This window comes from Chryseobacterium sp. BGARF1, assembly GCF_001677955.1.
Lineage (GTDB): Bacteria > Bacteroidota > Bacteroidia > Flavobacteriales > Weeksellaceae > Chryseobacterium.
This window is the reverse complement of record NZ_LELA01000127.1, coordinates 1-23,066: the sequence shown is the minus strand read 5'-3', so window position 1 is coordinate 23,066 and position 23,066 is coordinate 1. Positions and strand designations below refer to the sequence as shown.

The 23,066-nt window shown below is 34.6% G+C and carries 19 protein-coding genes; 17 read left to right on the top strand and 2 right to left on the bottom strand.

The genetic code is table 11. The features are described 5' to 3' along the window. Positions 1 to 2 precede the first annotated feature (2 nt). From AB671_RS20045 to AB671_RS19980, 14 genes are all read left to right on the top strand, one after another. Positions 3 to 1,826, top strand: coding sequence for a RagB/SusD family nutrient uptake outer membrane protein (locus AB671_RS20045; protein ID WP_066680955.1), 1,824 nt, complete (start codon positions 3 to 5; stop codon positions 1,824 to 1,826). A gap of 153 nt (positions 1,827 to 1,979) precedes the next feature. Then, positions 1,980 to 3,002, top strand: a complete 1,023-nt coding sequence (locus AB671_RS20040; RefSeq protein ID WP_066680956.1) for a pectinesterase family protein — start codon at positions 1,980 to 1,982, stop codon at positions 3,000 to 3,002. A 173-nt stretch (positions 3,003 to 3,175) separates the two neighbouring features. Next, positions 3,176 to 4,594 (top strand): polysaccharide lyase family 1 protein, encoded by a 1,419-nt coding sequence (locus AB671_RS20035; RefSeq protein WP_185114127.1) that lies wholly within the window; start codon positions 3,176 to 3,178, stop codon positions 4,592 to 4,594. Positions 4,595 to 4,642: 48 nt separating this feature from the next. Continuing rightward, positions 4,643 to 5,647, top strand: a complete 1,005-nt coding sequence (locus tag AB671_RS20030) for a DUF4861 family protein (RefSeq protein WP_228390992.1) — start codon at positions 4,643 to 4,645, stop codon at positions 5,645 to 5,647. Positions 5,648 to 5,659: 12 nt separating this feature from the next. Further along, a complete protein-coding gene (locus tag AB671_RS20025; RefSeq protein ID WP_066680976.1) occupies positions 5,660 to 6,919 on the top strand; it encodes a glycoside hydrolase family 105 protein in 1,260 nt (419 codons plus the stop codon). 127 nt (positions 6,920 to 7,046) lie between these two features. Further along, a complete protein-coding gene (locus AB671_RS20020) occupies positions 7,047 to 8,690 on the top strand; it encodes a glycoside hydrolase 43 family protein (protein ID WP_066680979.1) in 1,644 nt (547 codons plus the stop codon). 170 nt (positions 8,691 to 8,860) lie between these two features. After that, the gene (locus AB671_RS20015; protein WP_066680962.1) at positions 8,861 to 10,522 is read left to right on the top strand and encodes a glycoside hydrolase family 28 protein; all 1,662 of its coding nucleotides are present in this window, start codon (positions 8,861 to 8,863) and stop codon (positions 10,520 to 10,522) included. A gap of 198 nt (positions 10,523 to 10,720) precedes the next feature. Next, positions 10,721 to 11,623 carry an alpha/beta hydrolase gene (locus AB671_RS20010; protein ID WP_066680980.1) on the top strand — a complete coding sequence of 301 codons (903 nt, stop codon included), beginning with the start codon at positions 10,721 to 10,723 and terminating at the stop codon, positions 11,621 to 11,623. A 227-nt stretch (positions 11,624 to 11,850) separates the two neighbouring features. Then, positions 11,851 to 12,828 (top strand): pectinesterase family protein, encoded by a 978-nt coding sequence (locus AB671_RS20005; protein ID WP_066680964.1) that lies wholly within the window; start codon positions 11,851 to 11,853, stop codon positions 12,826 to 12,828. A gap of 258 nt (positions 12,829 to 13,086) precedes the next feature. Continuing rightward, positions 13,087 to 13,824 (top strand): rhamnogalacturonan acetylesterase, encoded by a 738-nt coding sequence (locus AB671_RS20000; RefSeq protein ID WP_066680966.1) that lies wholly within the window; start codon positions 13,087 to 13,089, stop codon positions 13,822 to 13,824. Between the two features lie 225 nt (positions 13,825 to 14,049). Continuing rightward, a complete protein-coding gene (locus AB671_RS19995) occupies positions 14,050 to 14,391 on the top strand; it encodes a cupin domain-containing protein (RefSeq protein WP_066680968.1) in 342 nt (113 codons plus the stop codon). 81 nt (positions 14,392 to 14,472) lie between these two features. Beyond that, on the top strand, positions 14,473 to 15,372 hold the full coding sequence (locus AB671_RS19990) for an alpha/beta hydrolase (protein WP_066680970.1): 900 nt from the start codon (positions 14,473 to 14,475) through the stop codon (positions 15,370 to 15,372). 138 nt (positions 15,373 to 15,510) lie between these two features. Further along, positions 15,511 to 16,416: an alpha/beta hydrolase gene (locus AB671_RS19985; protein WP_066680972.1), complete on the top strand. Its 906-nt coding sequence runs from the start codon at positions 15,511 to 15,513 to the stop codon at positions 16,414 to 16,416. Between the two features lie 338 nt (positions 16,417 to 16,754). Further along, positions 16,755 to 17,873 (top strand): polysaccharide lyase family 1 protein, encoded by a 1,119-nt coding sequence (locus AB671_RS19980; protein ID WP_066680367.1) that lies wholly within the window; start codon positions 16,755 to 16,757, stop codon positions 17,871 to 17,873. A gap of 62 nt (positions 17,874 to 17,935) precedes the next feature. Here AB671_RS19980 and pelA read toward each other — a convergent pair whose 3' ends face one another. Both pelA and AB671_RS19970 read right to left on the bottom strand, forming a co-directional pair. Further along, complete coding sequence (gene pelA, locus AB671_RS19975) at positions 17,936 to 18,958, bottom strand: pectate lyase (RefSeq protein WP_066680381.1); 1,023 nt, start codon at positions 18,956 to 18,958, stop codon at positions 17,936 to 17,938. A gap of 8 nt (positions 18,959 to 18,966) precedes the next feature. Beyond that, positions 18,967 to 20,151: a DUF4861 family protein gene (locus AB671_RS19970; RefSeq protein WP_228390981.1), complete on the bottom strand. Its 1,185-nt coding sequence runs from the start codon at positions 20,149 to 20,151 to the stop codon at positions 18,967 to 18,969. Positions 20,152 to 20,282: 131 nt separating this feature from the next. Between AB671_RS19970 and AB671_RS19965 the strand changes: the two genes are divergently transcribed. From AB671_RS19965 to AB671_RS19955, 3 genes are read left to right on the top strand one after another with little or no spacing between them, the layout of a single operon-like run. Beyond that, positions 20,283 to 20,765 (top strand): hypothetical protein, encoded by a 483-nt coding sequence (locus AB671_RS19965; protein ID WP_066680383.1) that lies wholly within the window; start codon positions 20,283 to 20,285, stop codon positions 20,763 to 20,765. 39 nt (positions 20,766 to 20,804) lie between these two features. Next, complete coding sequence (locus AB671_RS19960) at positions 20,805 to 21,482, top strand: response regulator transcription factor (protein ID WP_066680385.1); 678 nt, start codon at positions 20,805 to 20,807, stop codon at positions 21,480 to 21,482. Continuing rightward, a complete protein-coding gene (locus AB671_RS19955) occupies positions 21,479 to 22,756 on the top strand; it encodes a sensor histidine kinase (protein ID WP_066680387.1) in 1,278 nt (425 codons plus the stop codon). Before AB671_RS19960 ends, AB671_RS19955 begins: the two co-directional genes overlap by 4 nt. Positions 22,757 to 23,066: the final 310 nt, after the last annotated feature.

The window sequence follows — 23,066 nt, the reverse complement described above, 5'->3', positions numbered from 1 at the left end:
TTATGAAGAAGAATAAATTTTTAACAATACTATTTGCTATTGCAGGAGTAATATCTTTAAACTCTTGTGATGAATACCTGGATGTAGAAAGCCTATCTAATACAGCTGAAAAACAACAATTTGACTCTGCTCCAGATACTTTTTCTGCTTTGGTCGGGGTTTACAATTCAACTATGGGTGATAATACCTATGGTCAAAGAATGAACTTAATCCTTACCCAATCAGGAGATGATTTAAGAACTTCAGGGGATTACAATGCAAATGACAGAAGAGGAATTAGCTGCTTTGGTGCAATTCCCACAAATCCTGAGCTTTTAAGACCTTTCACAGATACCTACGCAGGAATTGAAAGAGCTAATCTTGTTATAAAAAATATCCCGATTTCACCAGTGATGCAAACTGGTTCTGCAGCAGATAAGATATTAATGAATAGATATTTGGGTGAGGCTTTAACATTAAGAGCCCAATTCTACTATGACCTTATAAAAAACTGGGGCGATGTACCTTTCCAAGATGTACCTTCTGCTGATCTTCCTGATTTGTATCTTGCAAAAACAGACAGAGACGTTATTTATGATAAAATTCTTGACGATTTGCTTAAAGCAGAAAGTCTTGTCCCTTGGAGGTCTGAAGGCGCTACCACCGCACAAAGAATTTCTAAAGGAGCGGTTAAAGGTTTAAGAGCCAGAATTGCTTTAGCTAGAGCAGGATATTCATTAAGAAGAAATCCTCAACAAATGAAGCAGGGTTCTAATCCTCAGAAATATTATCAGATCGCTTATGATGAGTGTAAAGACATTATCAATTCTGCTCAGCATCAGCTTAATCCTAGTTATGAAGGATTATTCAGATCATTGCATACCAATAGCCAGGATGCTACGAATGAGGTGATTTATGCAATCGGAGCATTCGGAGGAAACTCAAGAACAGACAGTAAAATTGGTTACTATAATGGTTTAAGACATGATGATACCGATTGGAAATCTTCAGGTGGAATCAGCGCAATTCCTGTTTATTTCTATGAATTTACCAAATACGATCTAAGAAGAGATGTTAACATCGCCATCTATAGAGTAAGTACTACAAAACAAGAAGAACTTCAGACATCTATCAACTGGAATGACGGTAAATTCAGAAAATCTTGGACCTCAATTACAGGAACTTCTCAAAATTTAGGGATTGACTGGCCAATGCTAAGATATTCAGATATCTTATTAATGTTTGCAGAAGCAGATAACGAATTGCACGGTGGCCCATCTGCAGATGCTGTAAATGCAGTAATGGCAGTAAGACAAAGAGCTTACGCAGGTAATTTAGGTCAAGTAGGAACTATCCCAACTGGTAAAGCAGCTTTCTTTGATTATATCGTAAAAGAAAGACAGCTTGAATTTGGGGGTGAAGGATTAAGAAAATATGATCTTATCCGTTGGAATTTATTAGAAACTAAAATCAATGAAACAAGAGCTAAGCTTACCCAATTTATGAATGGTACGGGAGCTTATGCAAACGTTCCTGAATATATCTTCTATAAAAAACCAACCTATGTGCCAACAAAAACAGCTCAGCAAAATGTATTAGACATTGATTTCTATACAACTGCAGGAGTTGCAAAAGCAGATATTTTCTACAGTCCAAATCAATCTGTTGCCACACCATCAGGTTATACAAAAGTAAACTGGAGATTGGCAATGACTCAGCCATACATCAGTGGAGACCCTATCAAGAGTTATGCATATTATTTCCAGCCTAATAGGAAAGAGCTATTACCATTAGCATTAGACGTTATCAATTCTAATTACAATCTTACCCAAGATTATGGTTATTAGTAAAAATATACATTCATATTAATTAATTTTAAGTACAGACTTCCTCCTTTTTCGGGAGAAGGTCTGTACTTTTCTTCAAAGAAAAATTCAGAAAAGATTTTTAAAAGTTGAAATTTCAGCCATCAACCGACAACTAAAAACGATCAACAACTTATGCAGTTTTCAGGTTTAAAAAATAGTCCGTTCTTCTTTATTTTTTCAATGGTCATGATCAGCCTTCTTTCTTTCAAAGCTAATGATGAGAAAACCATCATCGTTTCGAAAGACGGAAAAGGAAATTTCACGACCATTCAACAGGCAATTGACGCTGTTGAAGAAGGAAAATCGATAAGAACAAAAATTATTATAAAACCCGGAACGTACAGAGAAAAAGTTACTGTATCTGCAACAAAAAGCCCGATAATTTTAATCGGTGAAAAAGCAGAAAACACCATTTTAGTTTACGGCGATCATGCTTCAAAACAAAGCGCAGAAGGTAAAAACATCGGAACTACAGGTTCGTCTACCCTATTTATTTTTTCAGATAATTTTTCAGCAAAAAACATCACCTTTCAAAATGATGCAGGACCAGTGGGACAAGCGGTTGCCGTTCTTACCACAGGAGACAAGATCGCATTTGAAAACTGCAGATTTTTAGGATTTCAGGATACTTTATATACCAAAGGAACTCAGGATAACCCGGATAAAAGTAAAACTTCCCGAAACTATTTTAAAAACTGCTACATCGAAGGAACTACAGACTATATTTTCGGAGCCGGAACTGCCGTTTTTGAAGATTGTACAATTTATTCTAAAAAAAATGCATCTTACGTTACCGCTGCCTCTACTCCGGAAGGTGCTGAGTTTGGTTACGTATTTATTAACTGTAATTTAACAGGCGATGCATCAGCAAATTCTGTATATTTGGGAAGACCTTGGAGGCCTTTTGCTAAAACAGTTTACATCAATTGTGCAATCGATTTCACAATAAAAAAAGAAGGTTGGCATAACTGGTCTAAACCTGATGCTGAAAAGACCACTTTCTATGGAGAATATAATTCTAAAGGTGTTGGTTCAGATGTATCAAAAAGAGTTTCGTGGTCTCATCAGCTAACAAAAAATGAAGCTAAAAAATATTCCGCAAAAAATATTCTGAAAGGAAAAGACAACTGGAACTTTACAAAAAGTTTTAAATAAATTATTTTTTCCGAAAAAAATTAAAATTCCTCTTCTTTTGAAGCTGTAATTAATCCCATCGGGATTTGCTGTTAATAGAAAAAATAAATGTAAAAAAACGAAGCTCCGTAGGAGCGACCTGTCAATTTATCATATTTAAAAAATTCAATGAAATAAAATTTTAATTATTTTAAATGAAATTCAGTCTAAAACATAAAATCTTTACCTCTAGCATTTTTACAATGCTTATGTTGTCGGTTTCGGCTCAAGATAAAACCTTGAGCTTCCCTGGTGCAGAAGGTTTCGGAAGATACACAACCGGAGGAAGAGGCGGAAAAGTTTTATTCGTAACAAAATTGACAGACGATGGCTCAGAAGGAACTTTAAGATATGCTTTAGAACAAAAAGGACAGAGATATATTGTCTTTAAAACTGCCGGAACAATTTATCTGGGATCACCATTAAAAATAAAAGAAGGCAACGTCACCATTGCAGGGCAAACCGCTCCAAGCGACGGAATTACCATTGCCAACTACGAAACTTTCGTTGCGGCAGATAACGTAATTATTCGTTTTTTACGTTTCAGAATGGGAGATCAGAAAAAATTTGAAGGCGATGCTTTGGGGGCAAGATTTATAAAAGACCTAATCGTCGATCATTGTTCCATGAGCTGGTCTACCGATGAGACGGTTTCTATTTATGTGAACGAAAATACCACACTTCAATGGTGTGTAATTGCAGAAAGCTTAAGGAACTCAGCCCATCAAAAAGGTGCTCACGGATACGGAGGAATTGCAGGCGGAAAATTCGCTTCTTTCCATCATAATCTATATGCTCATCATGACAGCAGAAATCCCAGGTTGGGAGAATATGCAGGAAGCAAATTTGCTTTGACTGATTTAACCGATTTTAGAAATAATGTTATTTATAATTGGGGACACAACAATGTCTACGGTGGCGAAGGAATGAATGTAAACATTGTTAACAATTACTATAAACCAGGTCCCGCATCGATGAACAAAAAAAGAATCGTTGCCATTGATAAAAATGAAAAACCTGAAACTGAAGTTTATAACATTTGGGGAAAATATTACATCAACGGAAATGTTTCTGAAGGAAATCCTGATGTAACCGCAGACAACTGGAATTTAGGAGTTTTTAATCAAATGAAACCTTCTTACAATTTGACAGATGCTGATAAAAATTCAATAAAAATCAACCAACCTCACGACATTCAGAATAATGTAAAAACACATACCGCAAAAGAAGCGTATGAAAAAATATTGCAGATTAGCGGTGCAAGTTTGGTGAGAGATGCGGTAGATATAAATGTTTTAAAAGATGTAAAAAAAGGAACTTTCACATACAACGGTTCGCTTGGAAGTAAAAACGGAATCATCGATTCGCAAAATGATGTTGGTGGATTTCCAGATTTAAAACCAGGAAAAGCCCTACTCGATTCAGACAACGACGGAATGCCCGACGAATGGGAAATAAAGCATCATCTTGATCCTAAAAAATCCAATGCAAACGGAAGGAATCTAGATAAAAATTATGATAATATTGAGGTTTACATCAATGACCTTGTAAAAAAAATAACCGATAAACAGTAGAAAGTCACTGAACTTTTTAAATAAATGGTTATCTAAAACGAAAGTATTATGTCAATAAAATTAAACATATTCAAAATCATATTAACTGGAGCAGTTTTCGCAGCCAATACGTCATTTGCTCAGCAAAATGTAATCGAAAAAATACGCAAAAATCCTAAAATACCCTTTTCGTATGCCGAATTATCTGTAAAAGACGGCGGAAAATGGCAGGGAAACGAATACATTGGCGGAAGTTTTAAAAACGTAAATGAGTTAACACTTCCTGCAGAGCATACCGACCATTCTTACTACATTAGATACGAAGGAATTGGTTTAGAAAACAACCAAATTGGTTACAGACTGTATTTGGATTGGAGAAATGCCACTGATATTTTTGGTAAAAAAGTAAATACTTTGGTTTTGCCTGAAGTCGGTCAGGACGGTTTTGAAACGTATCACCACGACGCAGCTTGGGGGCAAGACATTTTGAAATCAGGTCGTACCATCGGAATCGGTTCTTACGGAAGATATGATGACCAAAATGATTTTGTGGAAACTTTTAAGACCGTAAAAAGCACGACCGCAAAAGTTTTTAATGAAAATGACAAATCATTCGCAACCATCGATTACAAAGGTTGGAAAACTTGGGGAAAAGCCGTTGACCTTCAATCGAAACTGACCATTTTCAACAAAGACCGTTTTGTGAAAGTTGACTTAAGTTTAGATCAAACGCTTTCAGGTTTATGCACCGGAATTGTTGCTTTTAAAGATATCCCGATGAAGCAGGGAATCAGCAAAAATAAAAAATGGGGCTACATTGCTACTTACGGAACGCAGACTTTAGCAAAAAAAGACGACAATCTTGGGATGGTGGTATTCTACCCTATCGAAAGTTTTGATAAATATGTGAAAGCAAAATCTACACATATCGTCGTTTTCAAGAAGACAAAAAATGTTTCTTATTACTTTATGGGAGCCTGGTCGCAAGAGCCAAATGGTTTGAAAACTGAAGAAGAATTCTATAAAGATTTAGATAAAAAATTAGATATTTTAGATAATAACAATCAACTTTAAAATTGAATGACAATGAGTTTTATTAATCAAAAATTAAAAATATATGCAGTTGCAGTTTTAGGTTCAGGAATGTTCTTAGCTTGTGCTCAAACAAAAAATGCAGTTGTTTCAAAACCCGCAAAAGAGGTGTCACAATCAGGAAAAATTGTTCCTACCAATCTGAAATGGTCAGAAAGAATGATGCTTTCAGAAATGCAGAGATTTCCTGAAGCTTGGATGCTAGATTTCAGCAAAAGTCCGAAATGGACGTATCCTTCAGCAATCGTTTTGGATGGAGCCGAGCAACTTTATATTAAAACAGGTAAAAAGCAATATTACGATTACATCAGTGAATTCGGAGAAAAACTAATCAAAGAAGACGGTACCATACTTACCTACGATATCGAAAAATACAATATCGATATGTTGAATAGCGGAAACGTATTGCTTTATCTTTATGAAAAAGAGAAAAAAGAAAAATACCTGAAAGCACTGCAAACACTTCGTTTACAAATTGACAGACAGCCAAGAACAAATGAAGGTTCTTTCTGGCATAAAAAAATCTATCCTTATCAGGTTTGGTTAGATGGATTATATATGGGAATGCCTTTCTACACGCACTATACAAAAGATTTCACCAAAGGTGCAGATGCGGCAAAAGCGTATGATGACATCGTTTTCCAGTTTGATTCTGTTCAAAAAAATCTTTTAGATAAAAAAACAGGATTGCTATATCACGCTTGGGATGAAAGCAAAAAAGAAGCTTGGGCAAACAAAGAAACCGGGCTCTCGCCAAATTTCTGGGGAAGAGCAATGGGTTGGTACGGAATGGCAATGGTAGACGTTCTAGATTATTTACCAGAAAATCATCCGGGAAGAGCAAGAATTATTTCTTATATTAAATCTTACTCTGACGCTGTTATTAAATATCAGGATAAAAAATCTGGTCTTTGGTATCAGGTTTTAGATAAACCATTAGCTAACGGAAATTACGAAGAAGCAACCGCTTCAGCAATGTTTGTTTACACGATGATTAAATCGGTGAACAAAGGATATTTACCTAAATCTTACAAAACTGCAGCCAAAAAAGGCTACGACGGGATCATCAAAGATCTAATTACAGTTGATGAAAATGGTGTTGTAAACTTAAATAAATGTTGTGCTGTTGCAGGTTTAGGCGGAAAACCTTACAGAGACGGTTCTTATGAATATTATGTAAATGAAGAGATCCGTTCTAATGACGGAAAAGGAACAGGACCATTCATTTTGGCAAGTTTAGAATTTGAAAAATAAATAATTATTCTATTGTCATTTCAAAAAAAACGTAGCAAAATAAAAATTTTAAATTTTCAAAAAAAAGTTACTAACATTGAAATAGCCATTTGTGGATAACTACATTTTATCAATGAATTTGGATTTTATGAAGACAAAAAATATTTTAAATATACTTTCTATCACCGTCTTTTCTATTGCATCAACTTATCTGAATGCACAGGAAAAACCATACGTTTCAGAAGTCTGGACTGCCGACCAGGGAAAAACTTACAGAAATCCGATTTTGTATGCAGATTATTCAGATCCGGATGTTACCCGTGTTGGTGATGATTATTATATGACCGCTTCAAGTTTTAACGAAGCTCCTGGGTTACCAATTCTCCATTCAAAAGATATGGTTAACTGGAAACTGGTCAACTATGCTTTACCGGATGTTTTACCTGCAAAAAATTTCAGCACTCCAAAAAGAGGTGATGGAGTTTGGGCTCCTGCAATCCGTTTTCATCAAGGTGAATTCTACATTTATTGGGGCGATCCCGATTTCGGAATTTATATGGTGAAAACCAAAGATCCACTGGGAAAATGGGACGAACCTGTTTTAGTCATGGAAGGCAAAGGTTTGATCGATTCTTGTCCGTTCTGGGATGAAGACGGAAGTGCTTACTTAGTTCATGGTTGGGCTGGAAGTCGTGCTGGAGTTAAAAGTTTGCTTTCCATCAATAAAATGAATGCTGAAGGAACGAAAGTTTTAGATAAAGGGGTTCACATTTTTGACGGTCACGATGCTCATCCAACAGTGGAAGGTCCGAAAATGTATAAAAGAAATGGTTATTACTATATTTTTGCTCCGGCAGGGGGCGTTGCTACAGGATGGCAATTGGTGTTAAGGTCTAAGAATATTTACGGGCCTTACGAAGAGAAAATAGTTCTCGAACAGGGAAAAACAAAAATAAACGGACCTCATCAAGGAGCGTGGGTAGATACGCCTTCAGGTGAAGACTGGTTCTATCATTTTCAGGATGTGGATGCAGGAGGAAGGATCGTACATCTTCAACCGATGAAATGGGAAAAAGACTGGCCTTTAATAGGAATCGACAACGATAAAAACGGAATCGGCGAACCGGTTTTAACGTATAAAAAACCAAACGTTGGTAAAACTTATCCAATCGTTACTCCGCCGGAAACCGATGAATTTGATGGTGAAAAATTAGGTTTACAATGGCAATGGAGCGCCAACGAAAATATCGTTTGGTCGTCAAAACTTCCCGGACAGAAATTCTTGAGATTGTTCTCCATGAAAATGGCTGAAAATGATAAAAACCTTTGGAATGTTCCGAATCTTGTGACTCAAAAATTCCCGGCTCCGAATTTTGTGGCTTCCACTAAAGTTAAATTAACTCCGGAAGATGCAAAAGAAGGAAAAACTGCCGGACTTTTAGTAATGGGAATGGATCATGCATCGATTGTTATTACTAATAAAACTGACGGATATTATGTTCAGCTAAGAAAAGCTGAAAAGGCTGAAAAAGGCGGAGAAGAAAAGGTATTGTTTGAAACTAAATTAAAATCAAACGAAGCTTATTTTAAAGTAAATGTCAACGAGCCGAACGGAATTTGCACATTCAGTTACAGCGAAAACGGTAAGAATTTCATAAAAGTTGGCGAGCCATTTCAGGCAAAACCAGGAAAATGGATTGGTGCCAAAGTAGGTTTATATTCTGTAAGCACACAGAAAGCAAACCGCGGTGGCTATGCAGATTTTGAATATTTCAGAATAACAAAAAATTAAATATTTCCCACGAATTTCACAGATTTTATTAGAATCTATATTTCAAAATATGCGAAATCATCTGCGAAAATCTGTGTTATCAGTGGGAGAAAAAAATAAAGAATTTAACGGGTTTTTGAAATCCGTTAGGTTTGATAAAATCATCAACAGAAAATTAAAGAATAAATATAATGAAGAAGTCGTTTAAAATCATCAGTCTTGCTGCAGTAATGCTTTTTTCAGGACAGATGTATGCTCAAAATAAAGAGATTTACACAGGAATAGAGTTTAAAATGCCGCAGGTGAAAGAAACTTCTTTTCCGGCGAATACAGTTTCAATCAAAGATTTTGGAGGTATTGCAGGAGGTAAAGTAAAAAATACGGAAGCTTTCAAAAAAGCAATCGACGCTTTGGTAAAAAAAGGTGGTGGTAAACTTGTCGTTCCAAGAGGAATGTGGTTAACCGGACCAATTGTTTTGCAAAGCAACATTAATCTTCATATTGAAGAAGGTGCGTTTGTGGTTTTCAGCAAAGATAAAAGCGATTATCCGTTGGTCGATGTAAGTTTTGAAGGTTTGGAAACGATTCGTTGTCAATCTCCTATTTCTGCAAAAAATGCTAAAAATATTGCGATTACAGGAAAAGGGGTAATCGATGGAAGTGGTGACGCATGGAGAGCCATCAAAAAAAGCAAAATGGCAGAATCACAATGGAAAGAAATTGTAAAATCAGGCGGAATTCTTTCTAAAGACGGCAAAAACTGGTATCCATCAGAAAGTTATAAAAAAGGATTCGAAAGCAGCTCAAGCTTTAATGTTCCTGATAAAATTTCAAAATCTGAACTGGAATCTGTAAAAGATTTTCTTCGTCCGGTAATGGTGAGTATCGTTGGTTGTGACCAAGTTTTATTGGATGGGCCAACTTTCCAAAACTCTCCGGCTTGGAATCTACACCCATTAATGACATCAAACCTTATTTTAAAAAATCTTACAGTAAGAAATCCATGGTATTCTCAAAATGGTGACGGTGTAGATTTAGAATCTTGCAAAAATGTTTTGATTTACGACAATACTTTTGATGTAGGTGACGATGCGATCTGCATTAAATCAGGAAAAAATGAAGACGGAAGAAAAAGAGGAATGCCAACTGAAAATGTAATTATCAAAAATAATGTCGTTTATCACGGTCATGGAGGTTTCGTCATCGGAAGCGAAATGTCTGGTGGAGCTAGAAATATTCATGTTTCAGATTGTACATTTATTGGAACTGACATTGGTCTTCGTTTCAAAACAACTCGTGGAAGAGGTGGTATTGTCGAAAATATTTATGTAAAAAACATTGATATGATTAACATTCCGACTCAGACGATTGGTTTTAATATGTTTTACGAAGGAGCTTCTCCTGTTTTGGAAGACGGACAAAAAGAAGAGGGAAACAAAGCTCCTGAAAAAGTATATCCTGTAACTGAGGAAACTCCAATTTTCAGAAATATTTATTTTAAAAACATCAATGCGGTAAATTCTGACGAAGCAATTACCATCAATGGTTTGGCAGAAATGAATATTAAAAACATCGTGATTGAAGATTCTCAGTTTGATACTAAAAAAGCATTAACGATTGTAGATGCAGACGGAATTATATTGAAAAATGTAAAGCTTACGTACAGTGAAGGAACCGGAGCCGTTGTTTACAACAGTAAAAATGTAGATTTATCTACCCTTCAGTTACAATCTTCTCAAAAACCAACAATTAAGGTTTTAGGAAATAAAACATCAGCGGTAAAACTTCCGAAAGAGGTAAAAGGTGAGCAATTAAGCATTTCGAAAGAAGTTGCTAAAAATGCAGTAAAGTAAGTTTCGAGATTCGTGTCGCGAGTTTTGTAATTCAGAATTTAGTTTCGAGATTCAAGAATTTAAAACACAAAAAAATCTTTGATTTTTAAGCTACTGTGTTCTTAAATATTTTCAAAGTGTTAAGCTTAAAAGTTACTAATGTGTCAAAAAACTTTTGTGACTTTTGTGGTTAAACAAAACACCAAATTAATTTTAAAAATGAGTTTTCACAAACTATATTTTCTTTTTGTTTTTTTTGTAGGAGCAAAAGCATTCGGTCAGACAAAGCCGAATGCTACTCCTTACACGAATGAAGCAACATATGAAAAGCTTAAAAAGAAGTATCCGTTTATTACACCTTTAAACAGACCAGTTCCATCGAATATTATAATTGATAAGGATGTAGAATATGCCAATATCAACGGTTTATCTTTAAAAGCAGATATTTATTATCCGAAAGACCAGTCTAAAAAACATCCCGGAATTGCTTTGGTTCATGGTGGCGGTTGGATTTCCGGTTCTAAGGAAAATGAAAAATATATGGCTCAGGAATTGGCATCAAAAGGTTACGTTGCCATTGCAGTTGGTTATCGTTTAAGCGAAGTGGCAAAATATCCTGCAGCGATTGATGATGTAAATAATGCTATCAAATTTTTAAAGAAAAACAAAAAAAAGTATTCTTTAAACACAAAAAAAATGGCAATTTTAGGAGAATCTGCAGGTGCACAAATAGCAACTTTGGTAGGTGTAAAAGCTAAAAATAAAATCCAGGCAATCGTTAACGTAGACGGAATTGTTTCGTTTATTCATCCCGAAGCCGAAGAAAGCACTTACGCAGCTTATTGGTTAGATGGCGACAGAAATGTGAATTTAAAAAACTGGACTGAAGCCTCACCTCTAGAATTTGTTTGTAAAAACACCCCTCCTACTCTATTCATCAATTCTTCACAACCTCGTTTTCATGCAGGAAGAGACGATATGATGAAGATTTTAAAAAGTCATAATATCTTTACCGAATACCACGAAATAAAAGATACACCGCATTCCTTTTGGTCTGCAGAACCTTGGTTCACAGAAACATTCAATCTGACTGTGGATTTTTTAGATAAAACGTTGAAATAGGTTTAGGTTTAGGTTTAGGTTTAGGTTTAGGCAAAATTAAAACGCAAAGATTTATTATTTATTGAAAATATTTTAGGAGCAAAGAATAATCAATAAATTGATTTTAAGCGAACGTATATTTTCAAGCTTTATCAGCGACTTGTCGCAATCTTTGCTCCTTAAATTTGTACGATTTAAATTAAACCTTTGCGTTAAAAAAACATAGAATCAATCATAAAAATTTATTTATGAAAAAACTATTTTTAATTCTCTTCATTTCAATTACCAATTTTTTATTGGCAGGAAATGAACCTTACATAACAATCACCGTTGCACAAGACGGAAGCGGGCAATTCACCTCCATTCAAAAAGCCATCACTTCAATCAGAGACCTTGGTCCGGGCGAAGCTTTAGTAAAAATAAAAGCGGGAACATATCACGAAAAAATCGTAATTCCTTCTTCAAAACATAAAATCACTTTACAAGGCGAAAACAAAGAAAACACCATCATTACCAACGATGATTATTCCGGAAAAATCGATGCTTTGAATGAGAAAATGACAACCTTCAATTCTTACACACTTTTAATTATGTCAGATGATATTAAAATTTCTGATATAACGATACAAAATACTTGGTGCAATAAAGGTCAAGCTGTTGCTCTTCATGTGGAAGGCGACCGTTTCAGCATTAAAAATTCTAAAATTTTAGGTTGTCAGGATACTGTTTATACAGGCGGAAATCACAGCAGACAATTGTATGAAAACTGTTATATTGAAGGAACAACTGACTTTCTTTTTGGTTCGGCAACTGTTATGTTCAAAAACTGTACGATTAAAAGTTTAGCCAATTCTTACATCACTGCGGCATCAACAGACCAAAGTAAAGAATTTGGATATGTATTTTTCGACTGTAAATTAATTGCGAAAGAAGGCATCAATAAAGTATTTCTTGGAAGACCTTGGAGACCTTATGCAAAAACAGTTTTCATCAATACAGAAATGGGAAATCACATCGTTCCCGAAGGTTGGAATCCCTGGAAAGGCGACAAAATGTTTCCTAACAAAGACAAAACTGCTTATTACGCAGAATTTGGCAGCAAAGGCGAAGGTGGAAAAACAGAAAACCGAGTAGCGTGGTCTCATCAATTAACAAAAAAAGAAACAAAAAAATATACCCTTAAAAATATTTTCGGAGACTGGAAGCCGAATATGAGTAATAAATAATTGGTAATGAATAATTGTTACCACAGTAAAATGACATAGGAAAATGGAGCGTTAAGAAAATTTAAATTTAATCCGTTAAGAAATTTCCACTGTTTGAGTGGCGGCAAAAAACTTTCTTAATATCTATAATTATACTTTCCGCCCGAGTTTTGGAAATTTTAGGATTTAATTTAAATTTTTAGCGGAAGTTTCCAAGTCTTGAACTTTTGGTTCTTTTGTTTTAAGACAAAAGAACATTATTAAAATCAATTTTTAAAAATGAAAAAAATACTTTTAATTCTAAGCGTTGTAATTTCAACAATAGTTTTAGCTCAGAAAAAACCAACCCTATTTCTGATTGGTGATTCTACAATGGCAAACAAAGACAATCCTGATAAAAACCCAGAACATGGATGGGGACAAGTTTTAGGACAATTTATGACCACTGGAATCGAAATTCAGAATCATGCAATGAACGGAAGAAGTTCAAAAAGTTTCAGAACAGAAGGAAGATGGGATAAAGTTGAAAAACAATTGAAAAAAGGTGACTTTGTAATTATCCAATTTGGGCATAACGACCAGAAATTAAAAGATTCTACAAAATTTACCAATCCTTACACTCAGTACAGAGCCAATTTAGAAAGATATGTTACTGAAGCAAGAGCAAAAGGCGCAACACCAATTTTGATGACATCAATCACAAGAAGAAACTTTAATGAAAACGGAGTTTTAATTGATACGCACAAAGAATATCCTTTGGTGGTAAGAATGGTTGCCAATGATATGAAAGTTCCTTTTGTCGATATGCAATTACTGACCGAACAAATGGAAATTTCTTACGGTCCTGAAAAATCAAAACTTTTGCATTTACATTTTAAGGCGGGTGAAAATGCATATTATGATAAAGATAAAGCAGACGACACCCATTTATCAAAATTAGGAGCAGAAACCGTAGCAAAACTAGCTGTAAAATCTCTGAAAGATTTAAAAACCGGTTTAGAAAAGTATATTAAATAATTAAAACGACATAGGAAAATGGAGCGTTAAGAAAATTTAAATTCAATCCGTTAAAAAATTTCCACTGTTTGAGCGCGGCAAAAATTATGAAAACAAAACAAATATTGAATCCGCGCGAGTTTTGGAAATTTTAGGATTTATTTTAAATTTTTAGCGGAAGTTTCCAAGTCTTGAATTTTTGATTCTTTTGTTTCAAGACAAAAGAATATAGTAAAAAATAAAATTATGAATTTCAAAAAAGAACCATTTTTCGACGGTAATTCCGAATGGGAAGATTTGGGAGGCGGAGTTTCCAGACAATTTGTAGGGTACAACTCCCAAATAATGATGGTAATTGTAAAATTTGAAAAAAATGCAATAGGAGCTTTACACCAGCATTTTCATTCTCAAATTACATACGTTGCTTTTGGAAAATTTGAAGTAACCGTTGATGGTGAAACCAAAATCTTACAACAAGGTGACGGATTTTTTGCCCAACCGAATATTTTTCATGGTGTAAAATGTTTGGAAGCAGGACAATTGATTGATTCTTTCACTCCATTCAGAGAGGATTTTCTGAAAGATTAAATTAAAAATAATCAAACCTCACAGGTTTTAAAAACCTGTGAGGTTTTTTCTAAATACACTTTAAAGTAAAAAATTAAAGTCATGAAAAAAACCTTTTTTCTCTTCATTCTTTTTCTTTTTTCACAAATTCCCGCTCAGGAAAAGCTCATGTTCTGGCCACAAGGCGAAATGCCCAATTCCAAAATTTTGGCATCTAAAACCAAGAAGAAAAAAACTTTAGCAGAACTGAAAGAGCCTGAATTGTTTGCTTTCTTACCTCCAATAAAAGAGAGAAATCAAAAGTCGGTCATCATTATTCCTGGTGGTGGCTATTCGAAACTCACTTACGATGAAGGCGCTTTTCAAATCGCAAAATGGATGAATACTTTGGGAATTTCGGCTTTTGTTTTAAACTACAGATTACCAACTTCTACAGATTTAATTCAAAGAGAAATTGCTCCGCTTCAGGACGCTCAAGCTGCTATCAAATATATTAGAAAAAATGCAGTTCAATGGGGAATTTCGCTCAACCAAGTCGGTGTTGTTGGAACTTCTGCAGGTGGACATTTAGCAACTTCGGTCAGTAACATCAGTACAGATTTTACCGGATTAAAAGACGATTTAGCAGATATTTCTACTATTCCTGACTTTGCCATTTTGTTTTGTCCGGTCATTGATTTAGGAGAATTTGCACACAAAGGAAGCCGTGAAAGTTTACTCGGAGAAAATGCTTCGCCAGAAAAAATAACCGAGTATTCCATGCAAAATCGGGTAACAGAAAAAACACCGCCAACAATTTTATTTCATAATCAGGATGACACAGCAGTTCCGCCAATGAATAGCATTTTATATTATAAAGCCATGACGAAAAATAAAGTGAAAGGTTCCTTATTTATTTTTCCTAAAGGTGGTCATCGTTTTTTTGTTACGGATAAAAATGCGCTGAGTGAGAATTGGAAAAAATTGTGTGCAGACTGGCTTGAGACGATGAGTAATAAGTGATGGGTAATGAGTAATGATAAAACAATAATTATCACGTTGTCACACTGAGGCTTGTCGAAGTGTTTTGTGCCTTAAAACAATATTTTAGAAAAAAATTGCGTCTTTGCGATTAACCAAAAACAACCAAATTTTTAAAATATGAAGAAAATATTTCTTTTTCTAATTATTATTCTCTTCAATGAAATTACAGCTCAGCAGAAAATTTCTGTTTGGCAAAAAGGTGAAATGCCCAATTCTAAAGGTTTAAAATTAAATAATATTGAAGAAAAAGAAGGGCGAATTACACAAATTCAGGAAGCCGAAATGTTTGCTTTTTTGCCTGCGAAAGAAGAAAGAAAACCGATGGCAATCATCGTAATTCCTGGTGGTGGTTACAGACATTTAACGTATGATTTGGGAGGTTATTCTTATGCAAAATGGCTCAATACTTTAGGGATTTCTGCTTTTGTTTTGAATTATCGTTTACCAACTTCTCCCGATTTAAAGCAAAAAGAACTTGGTCCGTTACAGGATATTCAGGCTGCGATAAAATTGATTAGAAAAAATGCTGCTCAATACGGAATTTCGCCCGACCAGATTGGAGTTTTAGGAACTTCTGCGGGCGGTCATTTAGCTGCAATGGTAAGCAATATTTCTACCGATTACACCGAATTAAAAGGTGATTGGTCAACTATTTCAACAGTTCCCAATTTTGCAATTCTCGTTTCTCCAGTGATTGATTTGGGCGAGTTTGCACACAAAGGAAGTCGCGTCAATCTTTTAGGAGAAAATGCGTCTGCAGAAAAAATCAAAGAATATTCTATGCAGAATCGGGTAACAGAAAAAACGCCTCCGACAATTTTATTCCACGCTCAAAACGACAATGCTGTTCCGGTAATCAACAGTATTTTGTATTACGAAGCGATGATTAAAAATAAAGTGAAAGGCGCAATGTTCATATTCCCAAAAGGTGAACACAATATTGGAATTTTCAATAAAACAGAACTGACGGATAATTGGAAAAAATTATGCGCAGACTGGCTTGGTGAGATGGGTAATAAGTAATCGGTAATGAATAATAATTAATCGCAAAGCCATAAGAAAGGTAACAAACAAGATATTTTAAAAAATCAAAAATTTTACGAATCTTAAATAAAAGCTTCTTTCATTTCCGAAATCAGACTTAAAAAGTTATCCTGTTTCAAAACTCAAATTTATAATTAAAAAAACAATCGAGAATAGTTTTCATCACACCTCTAATATTAAATTATAATCAATGCGCAATCGGTTGAATAAAATTAATATTTAACAAATAACTTTTATTAATATTTTTTAATCAATAAATTTGGTTATTAAATAAATATTTATAATTTTACACCACTAAATAAACAAAACTTTTAACTATGAAAATCAATTTCAAAGCAGCTATGTCTATAGTTGCTCTCAGTACAGCTTTTGCATTAATCGGATGTGGACATGACGACATCAAAAGTGAATTCTCTGAAAATCCCAACGAAAACAGTATTGAAAATCCATTTGCAGCGAAAACTGTCGTTCCTCTTGCGAATTGTGTTGCTCCGGGATGGGCTTCTCAAAATGGTGGAACTATAGGAGGCGGAACTGCTGCCGAAACTACCGTAACAACTTATGCTCAGCTAAAATCAGCGATTGAGAATACTGCCGTGAAGGTCATCAAAGTCACAGGAACCATCACCATCACCACCCGATTATCTCTTCAGGATCAAACCGGAAAAACAATCTACGGAACAAGCGGTGCAAAACTTGTTTCAACCAATCAGACCAAAGACGGTTCTGGAATTATCAACATTAAAAGATGTAACAATATTATCGTTAGAAACCTGATATTTGAAGGTCCGGGAGCTTACGATACAGATGGTTGGGACAATGCCATTCTGGATGATTGTCGAAACGTTTGGATCGATCACTGTGAATTCAGAGATGGTGTAGATGGAAATTTCGATATTAAAAACAAATCAGATTATATTACGGTTTCTTATACCAAATTCCATTATTTAAAAACTCCAAAAGCGGGTGGTTCTGGTGGAACTGATGATCACAGATTTTCTAATTTAATTGGTTCTAGCGACGGTGCAACAGCCGATGCAGGAAAACTAAATGTAACATTTGTACGTTGTTGGTGGGCTCCGGGATGCAGAGAGCGTATGCCAAGAGTAAGATTTGGTAAAATTCATATTCTAAACAGTTATTTTAACAGCTCTGTGAGCAACAAATGTATTGCAGCCGGAGTTCAAGCAAATATTCGTGTAGATGGAAATGTATTTGAAAATGTAAAAGAACCCATCAATTTAATGAGCGGATATACTGCGGTAACCGTAACTTCAAACAATACATTTACGAATGTTACGGGTAATAAAACAGGAAGTGGAACTGCATTTACGCCACCATATTCTATTCCTACTTTGTCGCTTTCCTCAGTAAAATCTGATGTTACTGCTAATGCAGGAGCAACTTTATCAGGAAATATCTGTGAGAGCTTCTAAGTTCTAAATAGTACTTTTATTAATGAAAAAATCCTGATGTTTTATGCATCAGGATTTTGTTTTTATCCAGAAATTTTATTTTTCTTTAACCACTTCTGAAAATCGTTTTCAATCAACTTCGTTCCGGCCTCGTTGTACCAGCTATAGCCCATTCTACGCTCTTCGGAAACGTCTTCGTAATTGAATTTCACGCTTCCGTCACGGTCACCAAAAATTGGTTTATTGGTCGGAATATCATAAAATCTCGCCCAAACCGCCGAACCTTCTTTTTTAGATAAAACACGAACAGCATTTCCGCTTTCTCTGGAAACATTGTAAGTATAACCATCGATCTTGCTTTCTTTAAACCATTGTATTGCCGATCTAATTGATCTTTCAATCTCCGGAGTTACGGGCTGCATCATTAGAAATTTCACAATGTTTACCGATTCTCCACTTGCCAATGACATCGGTTCAAAAGCTCTTGCTTTTTCGGGTTTTAGAGAGACTTCATTATATTGATCTGCCCAAATTGACAATTTTCCTTTTTGCAAAACCTGAGTTTTCAAAACACAGTCGATTCCTTTTTGCAAAGCTACTTTCGACTTATCTTTCAACTGAGAATTTACGGCATCAAAACCTTCTTTCCCCTCAGAAATATTATATAAAACCGTCAAAACATTGATCATTGCATTATCGTTGTAGGTCACCTGTTTTCTGTAAATCGCAGAGTTTGGAAAATACTGTGGAAAACCTCCATTTTGATATTGCATCAACAGCAAATATTCGATTCCTTTTTCTGCTGATCTCAGATATGCAGGATTTTTTGTTGTGCTGTAAGCTTTTATCAATCCATTGATCTCTTTCGACGTTGCATTGTTGTCGATTGTTGCAAGATCATTATTTCCTGCTTTAATTATTTTTAAAAGTTGAGCATCTATTTTTTGAGTATAGTCTACATTTTTTTTATCACTCCTATGTTTTCCCCAACCTCCGTTTGGAAGCTGATAAACGATCATTTTTTCCGCCAAAGTATCTTTTACCTGCGCCGAAATTCCTGAAAATGCCAAACAAAAAACGGCAACTGAAAGTTTTGATTTAATCATTTTTAAACTTATTTAACGGTAATTAGTAATGGGTTGGCAACTATTTTAGATTGCTTCTGCAAAATATTTTCCCAATCTTTCTGAGTTTGGATCTGTCCGCTTTTCTGCCAAGCGAAACCTGCATAATACGTCAGTTTTTTCTGAGGTTTTGTAACCACCAACAGATTACTCTGATCGGGAATTTCAGATTTAAAAGCTACAGATTTTTCTACAATTTTCGGATTTACAACAATTCCTTCACCAACAAAAGCATCATCTATTTTCTCCCAGTGAAGATAATATCCTTCTCTGTCATTCAGCTTAGATTCGCCTTCATTTTTATGTAATGTAATTCCAATTGTGTAATTTGGAACTTGTTTTTCTGTTTCAAAAGTAGATTCAAACTTAGAAAAATTAGAGCCCAAATCAAGAGAAATCCTTTTGGTCTCTTTTACTCCAAACTCACTCCAGGGTGCATAAGTTAATTCAAAAATCGTCCTTAAAGGACCTTCTGCAATGGTTTTAGAGCTTGTAAAGTTTTTTGAAACCTGCAGTTTTTCATCTTTCCAAATTCCGATTCCTCCTGTTCCACGGCTGTCTCCTACGTGATAAGGATCATAACCTTCTCCTCTCGTATCTTTGTGATAATACATAGGATCTGTAAGATAACCTTTGTACCATTCGTTGATGATCGATCTTTCGGTTCTTTTAAACCAAATATCCACGCCGCTTGAAAGTGTGCTCCCTTTAATTCCTGCTAAAGCTTCAGCCTGACCTTTCGGACCGTATACTCTGAAAGCAATTTTATCGTTTTCCCAGGTATAATCATCAACTCTTTCAGGAACCAATCTTGAATAAGTAGTTAATTTACTTTCAGGAACTGCTGTTTTAGAATCAGCAATAATTTTATAAGAATTTGTTTTCTTCGGATCTACTTTTGCCTGAAAAAGCACCTCATCATTTTTTCCGTCACCATCATTATCAATCCACTGAATGGTCAGATAATTATTTTGAGAATCTTTAATCCTTAAATCTTCCGCTTTATTTTTCCCTAAAAATGTCTTCAACTGAACAATTGAAAGAGAAACAATTTCATTTCGAGCAAAATCCTGAGTATTTTTAACCTGAACTGAAGTTTGCGCATTCATAAAATTCGCAGCAATGCAAACGATTGCACAACTTAATCCAAGTATTCGTTTTTTATGTATAAACATGAAATGTTATTTTATCAAAAGTAAATATAAATCACTAAATGCAAATCATTATTCTCCTTAAAACTTTCTTAAAAGAGAAAAATTGATCTTTTATCTCTGTAAATTTTGTAAATTAGATTTTCTACAAAAACATGGAAAACAAATTTGAATTTACCGAAAAGCAAAGATTTACTCAATGGTGGCTTTGGTTATTACTTTCCGCAGTAATGATCTATACCATTTATAATTTTATTGAAGACCGACAATATTTTTCTACGCTTGAATTAGCAATATCAATTCTTATCCCAACGCTTGTCATCATTTTATTTCTTGTAATCAGACTAGAAACCAAAATTGACGAGCATGGAATTTCTGTACGATTTTTTCCATTTCAAATTACATTCAGATATTATCCTTGGAAAAATATTAAAAAAGCTTATGTCAGAAAATATTCGCCATTAGGAGAATATGGAGGTTGGGGATTGCGTCAAGGTCTTTTCGGGACCGGAAAAGCTTATAACATAAAAGGAGATCAAGGGCTACAAATTATTTTAAATGATGAGAAAAAAATTTTGATTGGGACACAGAAACAAAATGAACTGAAACTATATTTAGAAAACTCAAAAAAAGTGTAATTCCCAACTCTTTCCAGAATCATTCTCTACCTTTGTTGTATGAAAATCCTTGTTGTAGAAGACGAAAAAGAACTTTTAAAATCCATTCATGATTCTTTGATCCAGGAGCAGTTTCTTATTGAGACCGCAGAAGATTATCATTCGGCGAACGAAAAAATTGCTTTGTACACTTATGATTGTATTTTATTAGACATTATGCTTCCGGGCGGAAATGGTTTGCAACTTCTTCAACAACTTAAAGACATGGGAAAATCAGAAAATGTCATCATTATTTCTGCAAAAGATTCTCTCGATGATAAACTGATAGGCCTGGAACTCGGAGCCGATGATTATTTGACCAAACCTTTTCACAATGCTGAACTCAACGCCAGAATAAAAGCAGTTCTCCGAAGAAAAGATCAGGAAGGCAAAAACAGTATTGAGATTGCCAATATTGAGCTCGATCTTACGGAAAGAACTTTTATTGTGGACGGAGAAAATATTTCCCTCAACCGGAAAGAGTTTGATATTCTTCATTTTTTCATGCTTAATAAAAGACGATTAGTGACCAAAACAGCTTTGGCAGAGCATGTTTGGGGAGATCATATTGATCAGGCAGATAATTTTGATTTTATTTATTATCAAATCAAAAATTTAAGAAAAAAACTGCATCAATCGAATTCCGAAATTGAAATTGAAGCAGTCTACGGAATCGGCTACAAATTAATAGAAAAATGAAACTTCTCAACAGATCAATACTTCATCTGATGACCTATCTTTTGCTAATCGTAAGTTTATGGTCAGTGATTTTTTACTTTAATATGCTCGATGAAATCAAAGGAAGTGTAGATGAAGAGCTAGAAAACTATAAAAGACAGATCGTTTTTAAAGCAGAAAAAGATCCTACTATTTTGCAGCAGAAAACTTTTGATGAAGGTTTTTTTTCTGTTAATAAAATAAGCGAAGAAGAAGCTCTGAGTTTTAAAGATACTTATGAAGACACCGAAATTTACGCACAAGATGCCGACGATGAAGCTCCGGAACTAGAACCTGTAAGAATTTTAACAACCGTTTTTGAACAAAATGGAAGTTTTTATCAACTTAAGATCTTCAACAATATGGTTGAAGAAGATGATCTTGTAAAAGAATTGCTTTGGGATGCTGCAGGATTATATATTCTTTTAATTTTTAGCATTTTGCTCATCAACAATTTCGTATTAAAAAGACTTTGGAAACCTTTTTATGAACTTCTTGATGAGCTTAAAAATTACCGTTTAGGAATCAGCAAAAGCCTTCCGAATGTTGAGACAAAAACCAAAGAATTCAGTGATCTGCAGGATGCTGTTACAACTTTATTGCAATACAGCGAAAAAAGCTACGAACAGCAAAAAGAGTTTATTGGAAATGCTTCTCACGAACTTCAGACCCCTTTAGCGATTGCTATCAGTAAACTTGAATTGTTGATTGAAAAAGAAAATTTCACAGAAGATCAGGCAGAAAAGATTGCTGAGATCATGGAAATTATTGAAAGATTGGTTCGTCTCAATAAATCGCTTCTTTTGCTTACAAAAATTGAAAACAAACAGTTTTTTGATAATCAGGAAATTAAAGTCAATGATATTGTTGAAAAAAACATAGAAGATCTTAGTGATATTGCTGAGTTTAAAGAAGTAGAGATCATTTTTTCTGAAAACAGCGAGCTTTTGGTAAAAGCAGATGCTGCATTACTCAATATTATCGTTTCAAATTTATTGAGAAATGCAATCTTTCACAATACAAAACCTGGAAAAGTGGAAGTGAAAATTGATGCTAAAAAATTAAGCGTTCTCAATACCGGAACAGATCATTCTTTAAACCATGAAAAGATATTTACACGTTTTCAGAAATCTGAGCAACATCAATCAGGAAGTGGGTTGGGATTAGCAATTGTAAAAGCCATTGCAGAATTGTATGATTTTACAGTTTCCTATGATTTTAAAAATGGAATGCATGAATTTTCGGTGAATTTTTAATGCTTTTTTTTAACGCAAAGATCTTCTTGTCTTTCTTAAAATTTAAGGAGTAAAGAATGATCAATAAAATAAATCTTAAGCGTGCCTTATTTTCAAGCTTCATAAGCGACTGTCGTAACCTTTGCTCCTTAGATCTTACTTATTTTATAGATCTTTGCGTTTAAATAAAACACATTATTTTTTAGATTTAATAAAAACTACTTTTTACTTTTTACTTTTTACTTTTTATGTATATCCGTTTTTCATCATACCGCTGTAATGTTAGCAATAATGAGCCTATCGAATAGTTTATCTGCAAAATATCTTCGAT

Bases quoted from the DNA above. Each gene is read 5' to 3' on its own strand.
- AB671_RS20020 (WP_066680979.1), top strand. From the start codon at position 7,047: ATGAAGACAAAAAATATTTTAAATATACTTTCTATCACCGTCTTTTCT.
- AB671_RS19980 (WP_066680367.1), top strand. From the start codon at position 16,755: ATGAAAATCAATTTCAAAGCAGCTATGTCTATAGTTGCTCTCAGTACA.
- pelA (WP_066680381.1), bottom strand. From the start codon at position 18,958: ATGATTAAATCAAAACTTTCAGTTGCCGTTTTTTGTTTGGCATTTTCA.
- AB671_RS20025 (WP_066680976.1), top strand. From the start codon at position 5,660: ATGAGTTTTATTAATCAAAAATTAAAAATATATGCAGTTGCAGTTTTA.
- AB671_RS20010 (WP_066680980.1), top strand. From the start codon at position 10,721: ATGAGTTTTCACAAACTATATTTTCTTTTTGTTTTTTTTGTAGGAGCA.
- AB671_RS19985 (WP_066680972.1), top strand. From the start codon at position 15,511: ATGAAGAAAATATTTCTTTTTCTAATTATTATTCTCTTCAATGAAATT.
- AB671_RS19955 (WP_066680387.1), top strand. From the start codon at position 21,479: ATGAAACTTCTCAACAGATCAATACTTCATCTGATGACCTATCTTTTG.
- AB671_RS19995 (WP_066680968.1), top strand. From the start codon at position 14,050: ATGAATTTCAAAAAAGAACCATTTTTCGACGGTAATTCCGAATGGGAA.
- AB671_RS19960 (WP_066680385.1), top strand. From the start codon at position 20,805: ATGAAAATCCTTGTTGTAGAAGACGAAAAAGAACTTTTAAAATCCATT.
- AB671_RS20015 (WP_066680962.1), top strand. From the start codon at position 8,861: ATGAAGAAGTCGTTTAAAATCATCAGTCTTGCTGCAGTAATGCTTTTT.
- AB671_RS20000 (WP_066680966.1), top strand. From the start codon at position 13,087: ATGAAAAAAATACTTTTAATTCTAAGCGTTGTAATTTCAACAATAGTT.
- AB671_RS19990 (WP_066680970.1), top strand. From the start codon at position 14,473: ATGAAAAAAACCTTTTTTCTCTTCATTCTTTTTCTTTTTTCACAAATT.
- AB671_RS19965 (WP_066680383.1), top strand. From the start codon at position 20,283: ATGGAAAACAAATTTGAATTTACCGAAAAGCAAAGATTTACTCAATGG.
- AB671_RS20005 (WP_066680964.1), top strand. From the start codon at position 11,851: ATGAAAAAACTATTTTTAATTCTCTTCATTTCAATTACCAATTTTTTA.
- AB671_RS19970 (WP_228390981.1), bottom strand. From the start codon at position 20,151: ATGTTTATACATAAAAAACGAATACTTGGATTAAGTTGTGCAATCGTT.
- AB671_RS20045 (WP_066680955.1), top strand. From the start codon at position 3: ATGAAGAAGAATAAATTTTTAACAATACTATTTGCTATTGCAGGAGTA.
- AB671_RS20040 (WP_066680956.1), top strand. From the start codon at position 1,980: ATGCAGTTTTCAGGTTTAAAAAATAGTCCGTTCTTCTTTATTTTTTCA.
- AB671_RS20030 (WP_228390992.1), top strand. From the start codon at position 4,643: ATGTCAATAAAATTAAACATATTCAAAATCATATTAACTGGAGCAGTT.
- AB671_RS20035 (WP_185114127.1), top strand. From the start codon at position 3,176: ATGAAATTCAGTCTAAAACATAAAATCTTTACCTCTAGCATTTTTACA.